Here is a 15,742-nt window from a genome sequence, read left to right as displayed (position 1 = left end):
ATTCATGTGTGCGAAGAGGGTCGATGGACTGCCACGGTCAGCGCGAAACATGACCTGCGTGCAACCACAAACCCTCGGATCTGCCTGCTGTGTGCAGTGCATCCGCTTTGTACAGTGCAGTGGACGGCGGCAGTCTGCCAGCCGTCACATCAACAGGTGCTACCGCGTACCGCTTTGATAAATGCCTGAATCCTTGCGTGATCCTTGATGCCCTTGCTCGCCTCTACCCCGCCGCTGACATCCACGGCATAAGGCCGGACGCGGGCAATCGCTTCGGCGACGTTATCCGGCGTCAGACCGCCCGCCAGAATGATCGGCTTGCTCAAGCCGTGCGGTATCAGTGACCAGTCAAATGCCTCGCCGGTTCCTCCGGGAACGCCTTCGACATAGGTATCGAGCAGGATTGCGCTGGCACTGGCATAAGCATCACAGGCCGCGGCGATGTCATCACCCGCCTTGACCCGCAGCGCCTTGATGTACGGGCGGTGCCATCCTTCGCAATCCTCTGCGCTTTCATCGCCGTGAAACTGCAGCAGGTCCAGGGGCACCGCGTCGAGGATTTCACCCAATTCGCAACGGCTCGCATTGACGAACAAGCCCACGGTGGTCACGAACGGCGGCAGCGCCTTGATGATCGAGCGCGCCTGCTGGAACGTCACCGCACGGGGGCTTTTGGCGTAGAACACCAATCCGATGGCATCCGCCCCGGCCTCGACGGCTGCCAACGCATCCTCTATGCGGGTAATCCCACAGATCTTGCTGCGAACGGCTGACATGTCGACACAACTCCAAGACAAATCCGGAAAGTCCCGGATGGTAACAAAAGCGTTCGAGGGCGTCAGCCGCCAAGTTCCGAGAAACCGGTCAGGAAGTGTGGACCGATGTAACGCTCAGGTAATTCGAACTCGTCACGGTACTCGACCTGAACCAGATACAAACCGAATGGATGCGCGGTCACGCCACCGGTCCGACGAATCCGGCTCTCCAGCACCTCTTTCATCCACTCCACCGGACGCTCTCCGGCGCCAATGGTCATCAGCACGCCGGCAATGTTGCGCACCATGTGATGCAGAAAGGCGCTGGCGCGAATATCCAGCACGATCATCTTGCCGTGACGGGTGACGCGCAGGTGATGCAGTTCCTTGATCGGCGACTTGGCCTGGCACTGGCCGGCGCGAAAAGCGCTGAAATCATGGGTGCCGAGCAGGTACTGGGCGGCCTCGGCCATGCGCTCGACGTCCAGCGGACGGTGATTCCAGGTCACTTCTTCGTTCAGGTGCGCCGGACGGATCTGATCGTTGTAGATCACGTAGCGATAACGCCGGGCAATGGCCTTGAAGCGCGCATGGAAATGCGCTGGCATGACCTTGGCCCAACTGACACTGACGTCGTGGGGCAAGTTGATGTTGGCGCCCATGGTCCAGGCCTTCATCGAACGCTCGACCTGGGTGTCGAAATGCACCACCTGCCCGCAGGCATGCACCCCGGCGTCGGTACGTCCGGCGCACATCAGCGAAACGGGTGAGTCGGCGACTTTGGACAAGGCGTTTTCGAGGGTTTCCTGCACGGTGAGCACCCCGGACGCCTGGCGCTGCCAGCCGCGGTAGCGCGAGCCTTTGTATTCGACGCCCAGCGCGATCCGGAAAAAGCCGTCGGCTGCCATTTCGGCGGCCGGGTTATCTATATTTGCCAAGGAGGGACAGCCTGATGATGTACCAAAGGCGGGCATTATAAGGCCGACTGGAGGGGATGCCAGTACAACTGAGGGACTGGAGTGAATGTTAGGGCCTCTTCGCGAGCAGGCTCGCTCCCACAGTGATTGATGCCTGGCATAGAACCCTGTGGGAGCGAGCCTGCTCGCGAAGGGGCCACAGCAGACGACATCAACTCATCGGCCAAATAAAAACGGCAGCCTCAATGGGCTGCCGTTCTGTTTACAACCTACCGACCACTCAAGCCAGGCGCGAAAGCATTTCCTCGGCTTCACTCTTCTGCTCGGCACTGCCTTCGCTTACCACCTCATTGAGGATGTCGCGAGCGCCATCGCTGTCGCCCATGTCGATATAGGCCTGAGCCAGATCGAGCTTGGTAGCGGCTTCGTCAGTACCCGAGAGGAAGTCGAAGTCATCATCGTCACCCAGTGCTGCATCAGCCTCGGTAAACGTCGGCTCGCCGATACTGCTGGACAAGCTCTCCAGCTCGGCGTTGACATCATCCAGCTCGGCTGCGAACGCATCCGGTGCGTCCATTTCGTCGGCCAGCGACAGATCGAAATCGGCCGGCAATTCCAGGTCATCCAGCGCGACCTCGGGAATAGCCGGGGTTTCGGTAGCCGGGAAATCCTTCACACTCTCGTCCAGATCCAGCAGGAAATCATCTTCAGCCAGCATCACTGGCGACGGTTGCGCACCGAGATCCAGGTCCAGGTCGAAGTCCGACAGATCGTCGAGGTTTTCCTTGATTTCAGTCTGTTGCTGCAACACCGACTCAAAACTCAGATCGTCGTCCAGCGGAAACTCGTCCAGGCCTGCCAGCGCCGTCACTTCAGGCTCCGGCACAGGTGCAGGCGCCACAGGCGTAATCGCGTCCAGATCGTCCAGGCTCAGATCGAAGGCGCTGTCGAGGTCATCCTCGAACGCCGCTGGTTCTGGCGCCGGTGCTTGCGGCTCATCGAGCAACAGATCCTTGACGTATTGCGCGTCCAGCTCGGCAGCAACGGCGGCTGCGGCGATACCACCGGCAGCCACCAACGCCATGGCCGGGAAGCGGCTTTTGAGTTTTTCAACCTGGGCGAAGTTGTCGCCATTGGCCACCAACTGACGCTCCTGGCCGACGAACGCATCGCGGTCGCCTTGCTGGCCGTAGACTTCCATCAGTTTCAAGCGCAAGTCGCTGCGCTTCGGCTCTTGCTTGACGCCGTCCTCCAGCAACGCGGCAGCCTGGTTCAGGCGACCAGCATTGATGTGCGACTGAGCCTGGCCCAGCACGTCGTCGGAACGCTCGGCGGCCGGAGACACCAATGGTGCGGCGATCGGCGTGGTCATCACCACCGGAGCAACCACCGGCGCTGGCGCGGGAGCAGGCGTCGGGGCAGTCGCCAGCTTCACGCTCGGCGACGGAACTTCAAGGCCTTCGAAGCTGCTTTCCGGCAAGTCGAAATCGGCCGGGAATGGCTGCTCTTCGGCCAAGGCACGGGCCATGCGCATATGCTTTTCGGCTTCTTGCTGGGCTTTGCGGCGGCGCGCCAGCAACAGCAGCAGGAGCAGCAGAATCACCGCACCGCCACCCACCAGGCCCAGCAGCGCAGGATTGGTCAGCAACTCATTGAATTTCTGATCGTCGGATGCTGCCGGTGTTGCCTCAACGGGCTTCTCGGCCGGCGCCGCAGTTGCCTCGGGCGCTGGTGCAGTGTCAGCCGGACCAGGCGCTGCCGGGTTGGCAGCCAGTTCGGCCGACATCGCCGGAGCTGTCGCAGCCGCTGGTGCACCCGCAGCGCCCTCGGTTTGCAACTTGGCCAGCTGATTGTTCTTCAACTCGATCAGGCGTTGCAGCTTGTCCACCTGACTTTGCAGATCGGCCATGCGGCTTTGCAGTTCGGCGTTATCACGACGGCTGCTGTCGAGGCTTTCCTGGGTCACCGCCAGCTTGTTGCTGAGGGCCTTGGCATCTCCCGCAGCCCCTTTGCCAGGGTTCTTGCCGGACTCGGCAGACACCAGGCTCAGCTTGTCGGTAGTCGCTTGCGCCGGAGCACCATCGGTACGAGCGCGACTGGTGGCGTCAAGCTGTTGCTGCCCTGCCCCGGGTTTCGCTACGTAGCGACGCCCCTGGCGCCATGCGGTGTTCTGCGCAGCCACTTCGGCAATGGCCTTGGCTTGCGGCAGGCCCGTGCTCTGTGCCTGGTCCGGCAGGCGCAACACCTGGCCGATTTTCAGGCGGTTGATGTTGCCGTCGATAAAGGCATCCGGGTTCAACGCCTGGATGGCCAGCATGGTTTGCTGGATCGAACCACCATTACGCGCCTTCGCGGCGATTTCCCACAGGGTATCGCGCAGCGTGGTGGTGTATTGGGACGGTTTGGTCGCACCGGTGACGGGCGCGGCAACCGTTGACGTTGGTTGCGCAGCCGCTTCAGCGGTTTGCGGCGAGAATTTGGATGGATCGAGCAGCACACTGTAATCGCGCAGCAAACGACCGTTCGGCCACATGACCTGAACCAGGAACTTCACCATGGGTTCGGAGAGTGGCTTGCTGGAGGTCACGCGCAGGATGCTTTTGCCGCTGGCGTTGAGCACCGGGGTGAAGGTCAAGTCGTTGAGAAACGCCTGGCGGTCGACACCGGCCTTGGCGAAATCGTCTGGTGAGGCCAGGCTCGGCACCACTTCGGCGGCGGTGAGGTCCTTGACATCGAGCAGCTCGATTTCCGCTACCAGCGGCTGGTTGAGCGTCGATTTCAGGGTCAGTTCCCCGAGCCCGAGGGCATGCGCCATACCGGAGGACAGCGCCGACGCGGCCGCTATTGCTAACACCAGTTTGCGAACTTGAACCATTAGCTCATCCTTAGTTTGAACATTCCTCGGCCAGCGAGAAGGTATTGATAGTCGCTGCCGTAAGGCATTGCGCGCAACGGCGTGGGTCGTCGCGCGCGATCATTTCATTGATGCCCGGCAAAGCCACGCAGGGTGGCTCGCCTTCAGCACTCCGGCAAGCATAGGCTCGCGCGGAATCATTCGACAAATTGTTGCAAAGTATCTTTTACAGCAGGTCTTTAAGCAACAACTCGGCCAGCTGCACAGCGTTGAGCGCCGCGCCTTTGCGTACGTTATCTGACGTCAGCCACAGATTAAGTTCCGACGGGTCGTCAATCCCCTGGCGAACCCGACCAACGTAGACCACATCCTGCCCTACCGCATCGCCCACCGGGGTCGGGTAATCGCCGGCTTCCACCAGCTCGATGCCGGGTGCGTCTTCCAGGGCTGCATTGACTTTCCCCAGGTCGATTTCACTCGCGGACTGCAGGGTCACGCTATAGCTATCGCCAAAAAACACCGGGGCTTGAATGCAAGTGACGGAAATCTTCAATGAAGGCCGCGCCATGACCTGGCGCAGCTCACGCACCAGGCGTTTTTCCAGCAGCGTATGACCTTGCTCATCCGGTTTGCCGACCTGGGCCAACAGGTTGAAGGCCATCTGCCGATCAAAGAATTTCGGCTCCAGCGGCCGCACATTCAGCAGCTCGGCGGTCTGCCGGGCGAGTTCGCTCACGGCTTCGCGACCCTGGGCCGATACCGCGAGGCTGGCGGTCAGGCTGATGCGCTGCAAATCGAGCAAATCCATCAATGGTGCAAGCACCACCGCCAGGGTGGTGGCCGACGGGCTTGGGCTGCTGACCTGAAAGGGTTTTTTCAAGCCGGCCAACACCTGGGCGTTGGCCTCAGGCACGACCTGTGGCGCCTTTTCGGCCGGCAGGGCACCGGAGAGATCGATCACCGAGCAACCGGCGTCTGTCGCCCGGGAAGCAAAACTCAACGAGACCGCCGGGCCGGCGGCAAAGAATGCCAACTGCACCTTGCTGAAGTCGAACTCATCGACCTCCCGCACCCGCACGTTCTTGCCGCGAAACGGCACCGAACTGCCGGCCGATTCGCTGCTGGCCAGCAGGTGAAGGATGCCGATCGGGAAATCGCGCTCTTCGAGTATCTGCACGAGTGTTTCGCCGACAGTACCGGTGGCGCCGATCACGGCAATATCAATGGACTGGCTCATGGTTTGACCTCTGGCGAAACGGGGGGAGCGGCACTTTACCGGGTGGGTGGGATACAGGCAATTCCGCCGGGGCTTGTGGTGCCTGTGGCGGCCCCTTCGCGAGCAGGCTCGCTCCCACAGGGGTATGCATTCCAATGTGGGAGCGAGCCTGCTCGCGAAGGCGTCGGGCCTGACAACATTTCTTCGATAAAAAAACCCGCGCCTCTTTCAAGGCGCGGGTTCTTTCATTGCATCAACCGATCAACGCTCAAGCAGGATCCGCAGCATGCGACGCAGCGGTTCGGCCGCACCCCACAGCAACTGGTCGCCGACGGTGAACGCGCCGACGAACTGCGAACCCATGTTCAGCTTGCGCAGACGGCCAACCGGGATGTTCAGGGTGCCGGTGACCTTGTTCGGGCTCAGCTCCTGAATGCTGGTCTCACGGCTGTTCGGTACCAGCTTGACCCAAGGGTTGTGCTGGCTGATCAGCCCTTCGATATCAGCGATCGGTACGTCTTTGTTCAGCTTGATGGTCAGCGCCTGGCTGTGGCAGCGCATGGCGCCGATACGCACGCAGATGCCATCGACCGGGATCGGGCTCTTGAAGCGACCGAGGATCTTGTTGGTCTCGGCCTGGGCCTTCCACTCTTCGCGGCTCTGGCCGTTCGGCAGTTCCTTGTCGATCCACGGGATCAGGCTGCCGGCCAGCGGTACGCCGAAGTTTTCGGTCGGGTACGCGTCGCTGCGCATGGCTTCGGCAACACGACGGTCGATGTCGAGGATCGCGCTGGCCGGATCGGCCAGTTGATCGGCAACAGCGGCGTGGGTCGCGCCCATTTGCTTGATCAGTTCACGCATGTTCTGCGCGCCGGCACCGGAGGCCGCCTGATAGGTCATGGCGCTCATCCACTCCACCAGGCCAGCTTCGAACAGGCCACCGAGGCCCATCAGCATCAGGCTGACGGTGCAGTTGCCGCCGATGTAGTTCTTGGTGCCTGCATCCAGTTGCTGGTCGATCACCTTGCGGTTGACCGGATCCAGAACGATCACCGCGTCATCCTGCATGCGCAGGCTGGAAGCGGCGTCGATCCAGTAACCCTGCCAGCCGGCTTCACGCAGCTTGGGGAAGACTTCGCTGGTGTAGTCGCCACCCTGGCAGGTCAGAATCACGTCGAGGGTTTTCAGCTCTTCAATGCTGTAAGCGTCCTTGAGCGGAGCAATGTCCTTGCCCACGGACGGGCCTTGGCCACCGACATTGGAAGTGGTGAAGAACACCGGCTCGATAAGATCGAAATCCTGCTCTTCCAGCATCCGCTGCATGAGCACGGAACCGACCATACCGCGCCAACCGATCAGACCTACACGTTTCATCGCAACTACACCTTCTTGAAATGTGGGCCGCTACCTTGTCTTGAATTTGGCAGCGGGCCCGAGAGATTACAGATTCCGCAGCGCGGCGACTACTGCGTCACCCATTTCCTGCGTACCGACTTTAGTGCAACCGGCCGACCAGATGTCGCCGGTGCGCAAGCCCTGATCCAGCACCAGGCTGACGGCTTTCTCGATGGCATCGGCCGCGGCCTGCTGGTTGAAGCTGTAACGCAGCATCATCGACACCGACAAAATGGTCGCCAACGGGTTGGCGATGCCTTTGCCCGCGATGTCCGGCGCCGAACCGTGGCACGGCTCGTACATGCCTTTGTTGTTGGTGTCCAGGGACGCCGACGGCAGCATGCCGATGGAACCGGTGAGCATCGAGGCCTGGTCGGACAGGATGTCGCCGAACATGTTGTCGGTGACGATCACGTCGAACTGCTTCGGTGCGCGCACCAGCTGCATCGCGGCGTTGTCGACGTACATGTGGCTCAGTTCGACTTCAGGATAATCCTTGGCCACTTGTTCGACCACTTCACGCCACAGCTGGCTGGAGGCCAGTACGTTGGCCTTGTCCACCGAGCACAGCTTCTTGCCACGAACCATGGCCATGTCGAAACCGACACGGGCGATGCGGCGGATTTCGCTTTCGCTGTACGGCAGGGTGTCGTAGGACTGACGCTCGCCGTTTTCCAGGGTACGGGTACCGCGTGGCGCGCCGAAGTAGATGCCGCCGGTCAGTTCGCGAACGATCAGGATGTCCAGCCCGGAAACGATTTCCGGCTTCAGGCTGGAAGCCTCGGCCAGTTGCGGGTACAGGATCGCCGGACGCAGGTTGCCGAACAGGCCCAGTTGCGCACGGATTTTCAACAGGCCGCGCTCAGGGCGGATGTCACGTTCGATGGCATCCCATTTCGGGCCGCCAACGGCGCCCAGCAACACGGCGTCGGCCGCGCGGGCACGTTCCAGGGTCTCGTCGGCCAACGGCACGCCGTGCTTGTCGATGGCAGCGCCACCAATCACGTCATGGCTCAACTCGAAGCCCAGGGCGAACTTGTCACTGGCCAGCTCCAGCACCTTGACCGCTTCGGCCATGATTTCCGGGCCAATACCGTCACCTGGGAGAATCAGAATCTGCTTGCTCATGCTTTCCTCATGTCATCAGTCGGTGCGCCCATGGACGCACCCGGAAAAATTCTATCGTTCAGCCATCAGCACCAGTACATCGGTACTGAACGAACCATCGGCCTCAATTTCAAAATATTCGCGCACTTCATTGCCCATCGACTGCTGCAACTCGCGGATCGCCGCGCGCATCACTTCAGGTGTGCGCATGCGCTCGACCCAGCTGTTGTACTCCAGGCGCAAGCGCTGACGGGTGGTACTGCGGGTGTGCAGCCCCGCCTCGCTGACCTGACGCAACCACTCGCCGGCGGAATAATCGCGCACATGGCTGGTGTCGCGCAGCACTTCGACGCTTTGCAGGTACGTGTCGAACAGCGGGCTACCCGGTGACAACACGTCGACGAACGCCGCCACACCGCCCGGCTTCAAGACTCGACGCACTTCCCGCAGGGCCACGCCCAGATCGCTCCAATGGTGCGCCGAATAACGGCTGAAGACGAAATCGAATTCACCATCGGCGAACGGCAGGCGCTCAGCGGCACCGTTGACCGTGGTCACGTTGCTCAAGCCACGATCGACAGCGGCAGCAGTCACCACGTCGAGCATCTGCTGCGACAGGTCATAGGCCACCACTTCTTTCACCAATGAGGCTACGTGAAAACTCACGTGACCGGCCCCGCAGCCAAGGTCCAGGACCCGGGCATCGCCCTGCCCGTCCAGCTCGGCCTGTAGCAGGGCGAATTCAGTGCCTTGAGCGTGGACGGCGCTGCTCAGGTAGGCCGAAGCCTGTTCACCGAATTGCTTCTGGACTACCTGGGTGTGCTGGGCGGTGCTGGTCATGGGGACTTCCTTTTGGGGGTGAGTCTTGTGGTGTTTGGGCTGCCGCCTTCGCGAGCAGGCTCGCTCCCACATTGGATTTTCAGTGTTTACAAAATCCCTGTGGGAGCGAGCCTGCTCGCGAAGAGGCCGGCCCTACCTACCGAAATGTCGGATCAATCACGCGTCGCGAAACAACCAAGGCTGGCTCGCACGATGCTTGGCCTCAAACGTCGCAATCGCATCGCCGTCCTGCAAGGTCAGGCCGATATCGTCCAGGCCGTTGAGCAGGCAGTGCTTACGGAACGCATCGATTTCGAAGCTCAACACCTTGCCGTCAGGGCGGGTCACGGTCTGGGCTTGCAGATCGACCTGCAACTGATAGCCCGGATTGGCCTCGACCTGCTGGAACAGTTCGTCGACTTCGGCATCGCTCAAGATGATCGGCAGCAAGCCGTTCTTGAAGCTGTTGTTGAAGAAGATGTCGGCATAGCTCGGCGCGATGATGCTGCGGAAACCGTATTCTTCCAGCGCCCACGGCGCGTGTTCACGGCTGGAGCCGCAACCGAAGTTCTCGCGGGCCAGCAACACGCTGGCGCCCTGGTAACGTTCGGCGTTGAGGACGAAGTCCTTGTTCAGTGGACGCCTGGAGTTGTCCTGATAAGGCTGGCCCACATCCAGGTAACGCCATTCATCGAACAGGTTCGGGCCAAAGCCCGTGCGCTTGATCGACTTCAGGAACTGCTTCGGGATGATCTGGTCGGTGTCGACGTTGGCACGATCCAAAGGCGCGACAAGTCCAGTGTGCTGGGTAAAAGCTTTCATGCTGCGCTCCTTAAATCAATTCACGGACGTCGATGAAACGACCGTTCACAGCGGCGGCCGCGGCCATGGCCGGGCTGACGAGGTGGGTACGACCACCAGCGCCCTGACGGCCTTCGAAGTTACGGTTGGAAGTCGAAGCGCAATGCTCGCCGGACTCCAAGCGGTCCGGGTTCATCGCCAGGCACATCGAGCAACCCGGCTCACGCCATTCGAAACCGGCTTCGAGGAAGATCTTGTCCAGGCCTTCCGATTCAGCCTGGGCTTTAACCAGACCCGAGCCCGGCACCACGATGGCCTGCTTGATGGTCGAGGCCACTTTGCGGCCCTTGGCGATCACGGCCGCCGCACGCAAATCTTCGATCCGCGAGTTGGTGCAGGAACCGATGAACACACGGTCGAGCTGAATGTCGGTGATCGCCTGGTTGGCGGTCAAACCCATGTATTTCAAGGCGCGCTCGATGGAACCGCGTTTGACCAGGTCCATTTCCTTCGCAGGATCCGGCACGTTCTGGTCCACCGCCAACACCATCTCAGGCGAAGTGCCCCAGCTGACTTGTGGCTTGATCTGGGTGGCGTCGAGTTCGACAACAGTATCGAACCTGGCATCAGCGTCAGACACCAGGTCTTTCCAGGCTTCGACGGCAAGGTCCCATTCCGCGCCTTTCGGAGCAAATGGACGGCCCTTTACGTAAGCCACGGTTTTTTCATCCGCCGCCACCAGGCCTACGCGAGCGCCAGCCTCGATGGACATGTTGCAGATGGTCATGCGGCCTTCCACGGACAGGTCGCGAATCGCACTGCCGGCGAATTCGATGGCGTGGCCGTTACCGCCGGCGGTGCCGATCTTGCCGATCACGGCGAGCACGATGTCCTTGGCGGTCACGCCGAACGGCAATTGGCCTTCGACCCGTACCAGCATGTTTTTCATTTTCTTGGCGACCAGGCACTGGGTGGCGAGCACATGCTCGACCTCGGATGTGCCGATACCGTGCGCCAATGCGCCGAATGCGCCGTGGGTCGAGGTGTGGGAGTCGCCGCAGACCACAGTCATGCCCGGCAAGGTTGCGCCCTGCTCCGGGCCGATGACGTGGACGATGCCCTGGCGAACGTCGTTCATCTTGAACTCGACGATGCCGTATTCATCGCAGTTGTCGTCGAGGGTCTGCACTTGCAGGCGCGAGACCTGGTCAACGATGGCGTCGATGCCGCCCTTGCGCTCCGGCGTGGTCGGTACGTTGTGGTCCGGGGTCGCGATGTTGGCATCGATGCGCCATGGCTTGCGCCCGGCCAGACGCAGGCCTTCGAAGGCTTGCGGCGAGGTCACTTCGTGGATGATGTGACGATCGATGTAGATCAGCGCAGAGCCATCGTCGCGCTGCTTGACCAAATGCGAATCCCAGAGCTTGTCGTAGAGCGTTTTGCCGGCCATCAGACGGTTCCTCATCAGCTTGTTTCTATGCCCCGGGTTTTGAAAGTCTCAATAACCCTTTGGCTTGTGAGGCTGATCCTATGGGGTTACATTAAATAACTCAAATTCATATTTTTTATGCTTTGGATAACCAACTGGAATACAACCATGGACCTGGCCAACCTCAATGCTTTTATTGCCATCGCCGAGACCGGAAGCTTCTCCGGCGCCGGCGAACGGCTGCACCTGACCCAGCCCGCGATCAGCAAACGTATTGCCGGGCTGGAGCAGCAATTGAAGGTGCGGTTGTTCGATCGCCTGGGTCGTGAAGTAGGCCTGACCGAGGCCGGGCGCGCCCTGCTGCCGCGGGCCTACCAGATTCTCAATGTCCTCGATGATACGCGCCGCGCCTTGACCAACCTCACAGGCGAAGTGACCGGCCGTCTGACCCTGGCCACCAGTCACCATATCGGCCTGCACCGTTTGCCACCCTTATTGAGGGAGTTCACCCGACGCTACCCACAAGTGGCGCTGGATATTCAGTTCCTCGATTCGGAAGTGGCCTACGAGGAAATTCTCCATGGCCGTGCCGAACTGGCGGTCATTACCCTCGCGCCGGAACCCCATGCGCTGGTCAAGGCCACCCCGGTGTGGGACGACCCGCTGGATTTCGTGGTTGCCCCGGAGCATTCGTTGCTCAATAACGGCAAGGTCAGCCTGGCGGATATCGCCCGACACCCGGCGGTCTTCCCCGGCGGTAACACGTTTACCCATCACATTGTGCAGCGGCTGTTTGAAGCCCAGGGCCTGACGCCTAACATCGCCATGAGCACCAACTACCTGGAAACCATCAAGATGATGGTCTCGATCGGCCTGGCCTGGAGCGTTTTGCCGCGCACCATGCTCGATGACCAGGTGGCGCGCATACCTTTGCCGGGCATACAGCTCACTCGCCAGCTAGGCTATATCCTGCACACGGAAAGGACGCTGTCGAATGCTGCTCGGGCTTTCATGGCCTTGCTGGATGCTCAACTCGATCCGCCAGGGACTCAAGGCTGACTTGTGCTACTCCTATAGAGCCGCGACCCCCTGTGCCAAACGCCCATTCAGCCTAAGGCTTGCCAATGCCCAAATCTGTTGACCGTATTCCGCCAATGCCGCGTATACAGGCACTTGACCCGAAAAACTCCGAACAGAGCTGGGAAAGTGCCTCGCAACTGTTGGCCGCGCTCAACGGCGCGCGCCTGGGTGCCTGGTATTGGGACATCGAGCGCGGGCAGATCAGCTGGTCCCGGGGTACGCAGGCGCTGTTCGGCTTCGACCCCCGCAAACCGTTGCCACGGGATCTGGAATACCTCGACCTGCTGCCCCCGGAGGATCGCGCGAAAACCCTTCGCGCCTTCCACGCGGTCATCGCTGGCGCGCCGTTGGAGCAAGCGATGCGTCACCGCATCCGCTGGCCCGATGGCAGCCTGCACTGGCTGGAAATCAACGGCAGCCTGTTACCGGACAAGCACGGCAGGCCACGGATGATCGGCGTAATCCGCGAGATTACCCACCAGCGCCAGCGCGAACAGGCGTTGAGCAGCTCGGAAAAACGCTTCGCCACCCTGTTTCACCTGTGCCCGAACATGGTCCTGCTGACCCGCCAGGAAGACGGCCTGATCTCCGAAGCCAACCAGTATTTCGAAAGCCTGTTCGGCTGGCCGGTGCAAAACGCGATCGGCCGCACCACTCTGGAGCTAGGCCTGTGGGTGCATCCCGAGCAACGGGACGACCTGGTCAAGGCCACCAAAGCCAAAGGCGACCTGGTCAGCATGGAAGTGCAGTTTCGCGCCAGCAATGGCCAGGTCCACGACGGCATCCTCAGTGCGCAGAAAGTCGAGCTCGAAGGCCAGCCCTATCTACTGAGCACATTCCTTGACACCACCGAACGCAAAGTCGCCGAACAGGCCCTCAAGGACAGCCAGGAACGCCTCGACCTGGCCCTGGACTCAGCGCAACTCGGCACCTGGGACTGGCACATTCCCAGCGGCATGCTCTACGGGTCGGCACGGGCCGCCCAACTGCACGGCCTGGACGCCAAACCCTTTCACGAGTCCTTCGACGAGTTCTTCGAAGGCGTGCCCGGCGAAGAACGCGACACCATGCGCGACGCTTACCGCAGCCTGCGTGAAGGCCCGGCCGGCAACTATCAATTGACCTATCGCGTGCAATTGCCCGACGGCAGCCCGCGCTACCTGGAAAGCCGCGCCCGCCTCTACCGCGATGACAACGGCGTGCCGGTGCGCATGGCCGGCACATTGCTCGACATCACCGACCAGGTGGAGCGCGAACAACGACTGGTGGCCTCCGAAGAAAAATTCGCCACGCTGTTCCAGGTCAGCCCCGATCCGATCTGCGTCACCCACCAGGACTCCGGCCAGTTCATTGAAATCAACTCCAGCTTCACCCAGACCTTCGGCTGGAGCACTGCCGACGTGATCGGCCGCAGCGCCGACGAAATCGGCCTGTGGGACGCTTCGGCGAAAAGCCTGCGACGGATCGAACAAGTGATCCGCGAACAAGGCCTGAACAACGTGGCCATTCTCGTCCAGCACAAGGACGGACAGGTCCTGACTTGCGTGATTTCCAGCCGCCAGATCAGCGTCGGCGACCAGGCCTGCATCGTCACTACGCTGCGCGATATCACCCAGCAACAGCGCTCGGAAGCGGCGCTCAAGGCCAGTGAAGAGAAATTCGCCAAGGCCTTCCACTCCAGCCCCGACGCCATCACCATCACCGAGCGCGACACCGGACGCTATCTGGAGGTCAACGACGGTTTCTGCCGCCTGACCGGTTACCGCGCCGAGGAAGTAGTGGGCCGCACGGTGTATCAGGTCGGGATTTGGGCTGAAGAAAAACAACGCTCGGCGCTGCTGGCCGAATTGCAGATCAAGGGTCGGGTTCATCACCAGGAAATGCTCGGGCGCAACAAGCGCGGCGAACTGCTCACCGTCGAAGTCTCGGTGGAACCGATCACCCTCAACGAAACCGCCTGCCTGCTATTGACCGCACGAGACGTCAGCCTGCTGAAAAACGCCGAAGCGCAGATCCGCCACCTGGCCTACCACGACCCACTGACCAACCTGCCCAACCGCGCCTTGCTGATGGACCGCCTGAGCCAGCAGATCGCCCTGCTCAAACGGCATAACCTGCGCGGCGCGCTGATGTTCCTCGACCTCGACCATTTCAAGCACATCAACGACTCCCTCGGGCACCCGGTGGGCGATACCGTGCTGAAAATCATCACCGCGCGCCTGGAGGCCAGCGTGCGCATGGAAGACACCGTCGCGCGCCTGGGCGGTGACGAATTCGTGATACTGCTCAGCGGCCTTGAAGGCTCGCGCAGCGAGGTCAGCGATCAGGTTCGCGAACTGGCCGACACCATCCGCGAACTGCTGTCCGAACCGATGTTCCTCGACGGCCAGCGCCTGCAAGTGACGCCAAGCATCGGCATTGCGCTGATCCCCGATCACGGCTCGACCCCGACCGACCTGCTCAAGCGAGCCGACATCGCGCTCTATCGCGCCAAGGACTCTGGTCGCAATACCGCGCAGATGTACCACAACACCATGCAGAAGGCCGCGAGCGAACGCCTGCGCATGGAAACCGACCTGCGCCTGGCGCTTTCCCGGGGCGAGTTTCGCGTGCATTACCAACCCCAGGTCGACGCCCGGGGCGACCGCATCGTCGGTGCCGAGGCCCTGGTACGCTGGAATCATCCGGAGCTCGGCCCGCAGTCACCCAACGAGTTCATCAAGGTACTGGAAGACAGCGGACTGATTCTGGAGGTCGGCACCTGGATCCTCGACGAAGCCTGCCAGGCCTTCAAACAATTGATCGACGACGGTCTGGTGAATCCGTACAAATTCAGCCTGTGCGTGAACATCAGCCCGCGCCAGTTTCGCCAGAACGACTTCGTCGAACGGATTGAAAACAGCCTGGCCAGTTATGGCCTGCCCTGCTCCCTGTTGAAGCTGGAAATCACCGAAGGCATCGTCATCCAGAACCTGGAAGACACCATCAGCAAAATGCGCCGCCTGAAAAAACTCGGTGTGAGCTTCGCCATGGACGACTTCGGCACCGGCTACTCCTCACTGACCTACCTCAAGCGCTTGCCGGTCGACACCCTGAAAATCGACAAGTCGTTTATCCGCGACGCCACCAGCGACCCGAACGACGCCGAGATCATCCGCGCCATCGTCGCCATGGCCCACAGCCTGGATTTGAAGGTGATTGCTGAAGGGGTGGAAACAGCGGAGCAGCTGGAGTTCTTGCAGGGGTTGGAATGCCATTTCTATCAGGGGTATTTGCACAGCCAGCCGTTGCCGGTGGAAGAGTTTCAAAAACTGCTGAAGTGACGAGCACAAAAAAGGGCGCCAATGGCGCCCTTCTTCTTGCTCCGAC

The 15,742-nt window shown here is 61.0% G+C and carries 11 protein-coding genes; 2 read left to right on the top strand and 9 right to left on the bottom strand.

Annotated features, from left to right (window positions below; all coding sequences use genetic code 11):
* Positions 1 to 149: 149 nt before the first annotated feature.
* The 9 genes from WHX55_RS10245 to leuC all read right to left on the bottom strand — a co-directional run bounded on the left by WHX55_RS10245 (position 150) and on the right by leuC (position 11,314).
* Positions 150 to 776 carry a phosphoribosylanthranilate isomerase gene (locus WHX55_RS10245; protein ID WP_353742524.1) on the bottom strand — a complete coding sequence of 209 codons (627 nt, stop codon included), beginning with the start codon at positions 774 to 776 and terminating at the stop codon, positions 150 to 152.
* Between the two features lie 62 nt (positions 777 to 838).
* Positions 839 to 1,663, bottom strand: coding sequence for a tRNA pseudouridine(38-40) synthase TruA (truA, locus tag WHX55_RS10240; protein WP_032829430.1), 825 nt, complete (start codon positions 1,661 to 1,663; stop codon positions 839 to 841).
* Positions 1,664 to 1,952: 289 nt separating this feature from the next.
* On the bottom strand, positions 1,953 to 4,547 hold the full coding sequence (locus tag WHX55_RS10235; protein ID WP_353742523.1) for a FimV/HubP family polar landmark protein: 2,595 nt from the start codon (positions 4,545 to 4,547) through the stop codon (positions 1,953 to 1,955).
* Positions 4,548 to 4,752: 205 nt separating this feature from the next.
* The gene (locus WHX55_RS10230) at positions 4,753 to 5,763 is read right to left on the bottom strand and encodes an aspartate-semialdehyde dehydrogenase (protein WP_353742522.1); all 1,011 of its coding nucleotides are present in this window, start codon (positions 5,761 to 5,763) and stop codon (positions 4,753 to 4,755) included.
* A gap of 240 nt (positions 5,764 to 6,003) precedes the next feature.
* A complete protein-coding gene (gene asd, locus WHX55_RS10225) occupies positions 6,004 to 7,116 on the bottom strand; it encodes an aspartate-semialdehyde dehydrogenase (RefSeq protein WP_007975660.1) in 1,113 nt (370 codons plus the stop codon).
* 66 nt (positions 7,117 to 7,182) lie between these two features.
* Entirely contained in the window at positions 7,183 to 8,265 is a 1,083-nt protein-coding gene (gene leuB, locus WHX55_RS10220; RefSeq protein WP_056722174.1) for a 3-isopropylmalate dehydrogenase, read from the bottom strand.
* 51 nt (positions 8,266 to 8,316) lie between these two features.
* Complete coding sequence (locus WHX55_RS10215) at positions 8,317 to 9,084, bottom strand: class I SAM-dependent methyltransferase (protein ID WP_150756479.1); 768 nt, start codon at positions 9,082 to 9,084, stop codon at positions 8,317 to 8,319.
* 156 nt (positions 9,085 to 9,240) lie between these two features.
* A complete protein-coding gene (gene leuD / locus WHX55_RS10210; RefSeq protein WP_150759155.1) occupies positions 9,241 to 9,885 on the bottom strand; it encodes a 3-isopropylmalate dehydratase small subunit in 645 nt (214 codons plus the stop codon).
* A gap of 10 nt (positions 9,886 to 9,895) precedes the next feature.
* Entirely contained in the window at positions 9,896 to 11,314 is a 1,419-nt protein-coding gene (gene leuC, locus WHX55_RS10205) for a 3-isopropylmalate dehydratase large subunit (RefSeq protein ID WP_150756480.1), read from the bottom strand.
* 147 nt (positions 11,315 to 11,461) lie between these two features.
* On the opposite strand from leuC, the gene WHX55_RS10200 reads away from it, so the two are divergent.
* The gene (locus tag WHX55_RS10200) at positions 11,462 to 12,352 is read left to right on the top strand and encodes a LysR family transcriptional regulator (RefSeq protein WP_008047336.1); all 891 of its coding nucleotides are present in this window, start codon (positions 11,462 to 11,464) and stop codon (positions 12,350 to 12,352) included.
* Between the two features lie 65 nt (positions 12,353 to 12,417).
* Positions 12,418 to 15,696 (top strand): PAS domain S-box protein, encoded by a 3,279-nt coding sequence (locus WHX55_RS10195; RefSeq protein ID WP_353742521.1) that lies wholly within the window; start codon positions 12,418 to 12,420, stop codon positions 15,694 to 15,696.
* Positions 15,697 to 15,742 lie beyond the last annotated feature (46 nt).

This window comes from Pseudomonas fluorescens (assembly GCF_040448305.1).
GTDB lineage: Bacteria > Pseudomonadota > Gammaproteobacteria > Pseudomonadales > Pseudomonadaceae > Aquipseudomonas > Aquipseudomonas fluorescens_BH.
The sequence above is the reverse complement of the archived record's forward strand: the minus strand, read 5'-3'. Positions and strand labels throughout refer to the sequence as shown.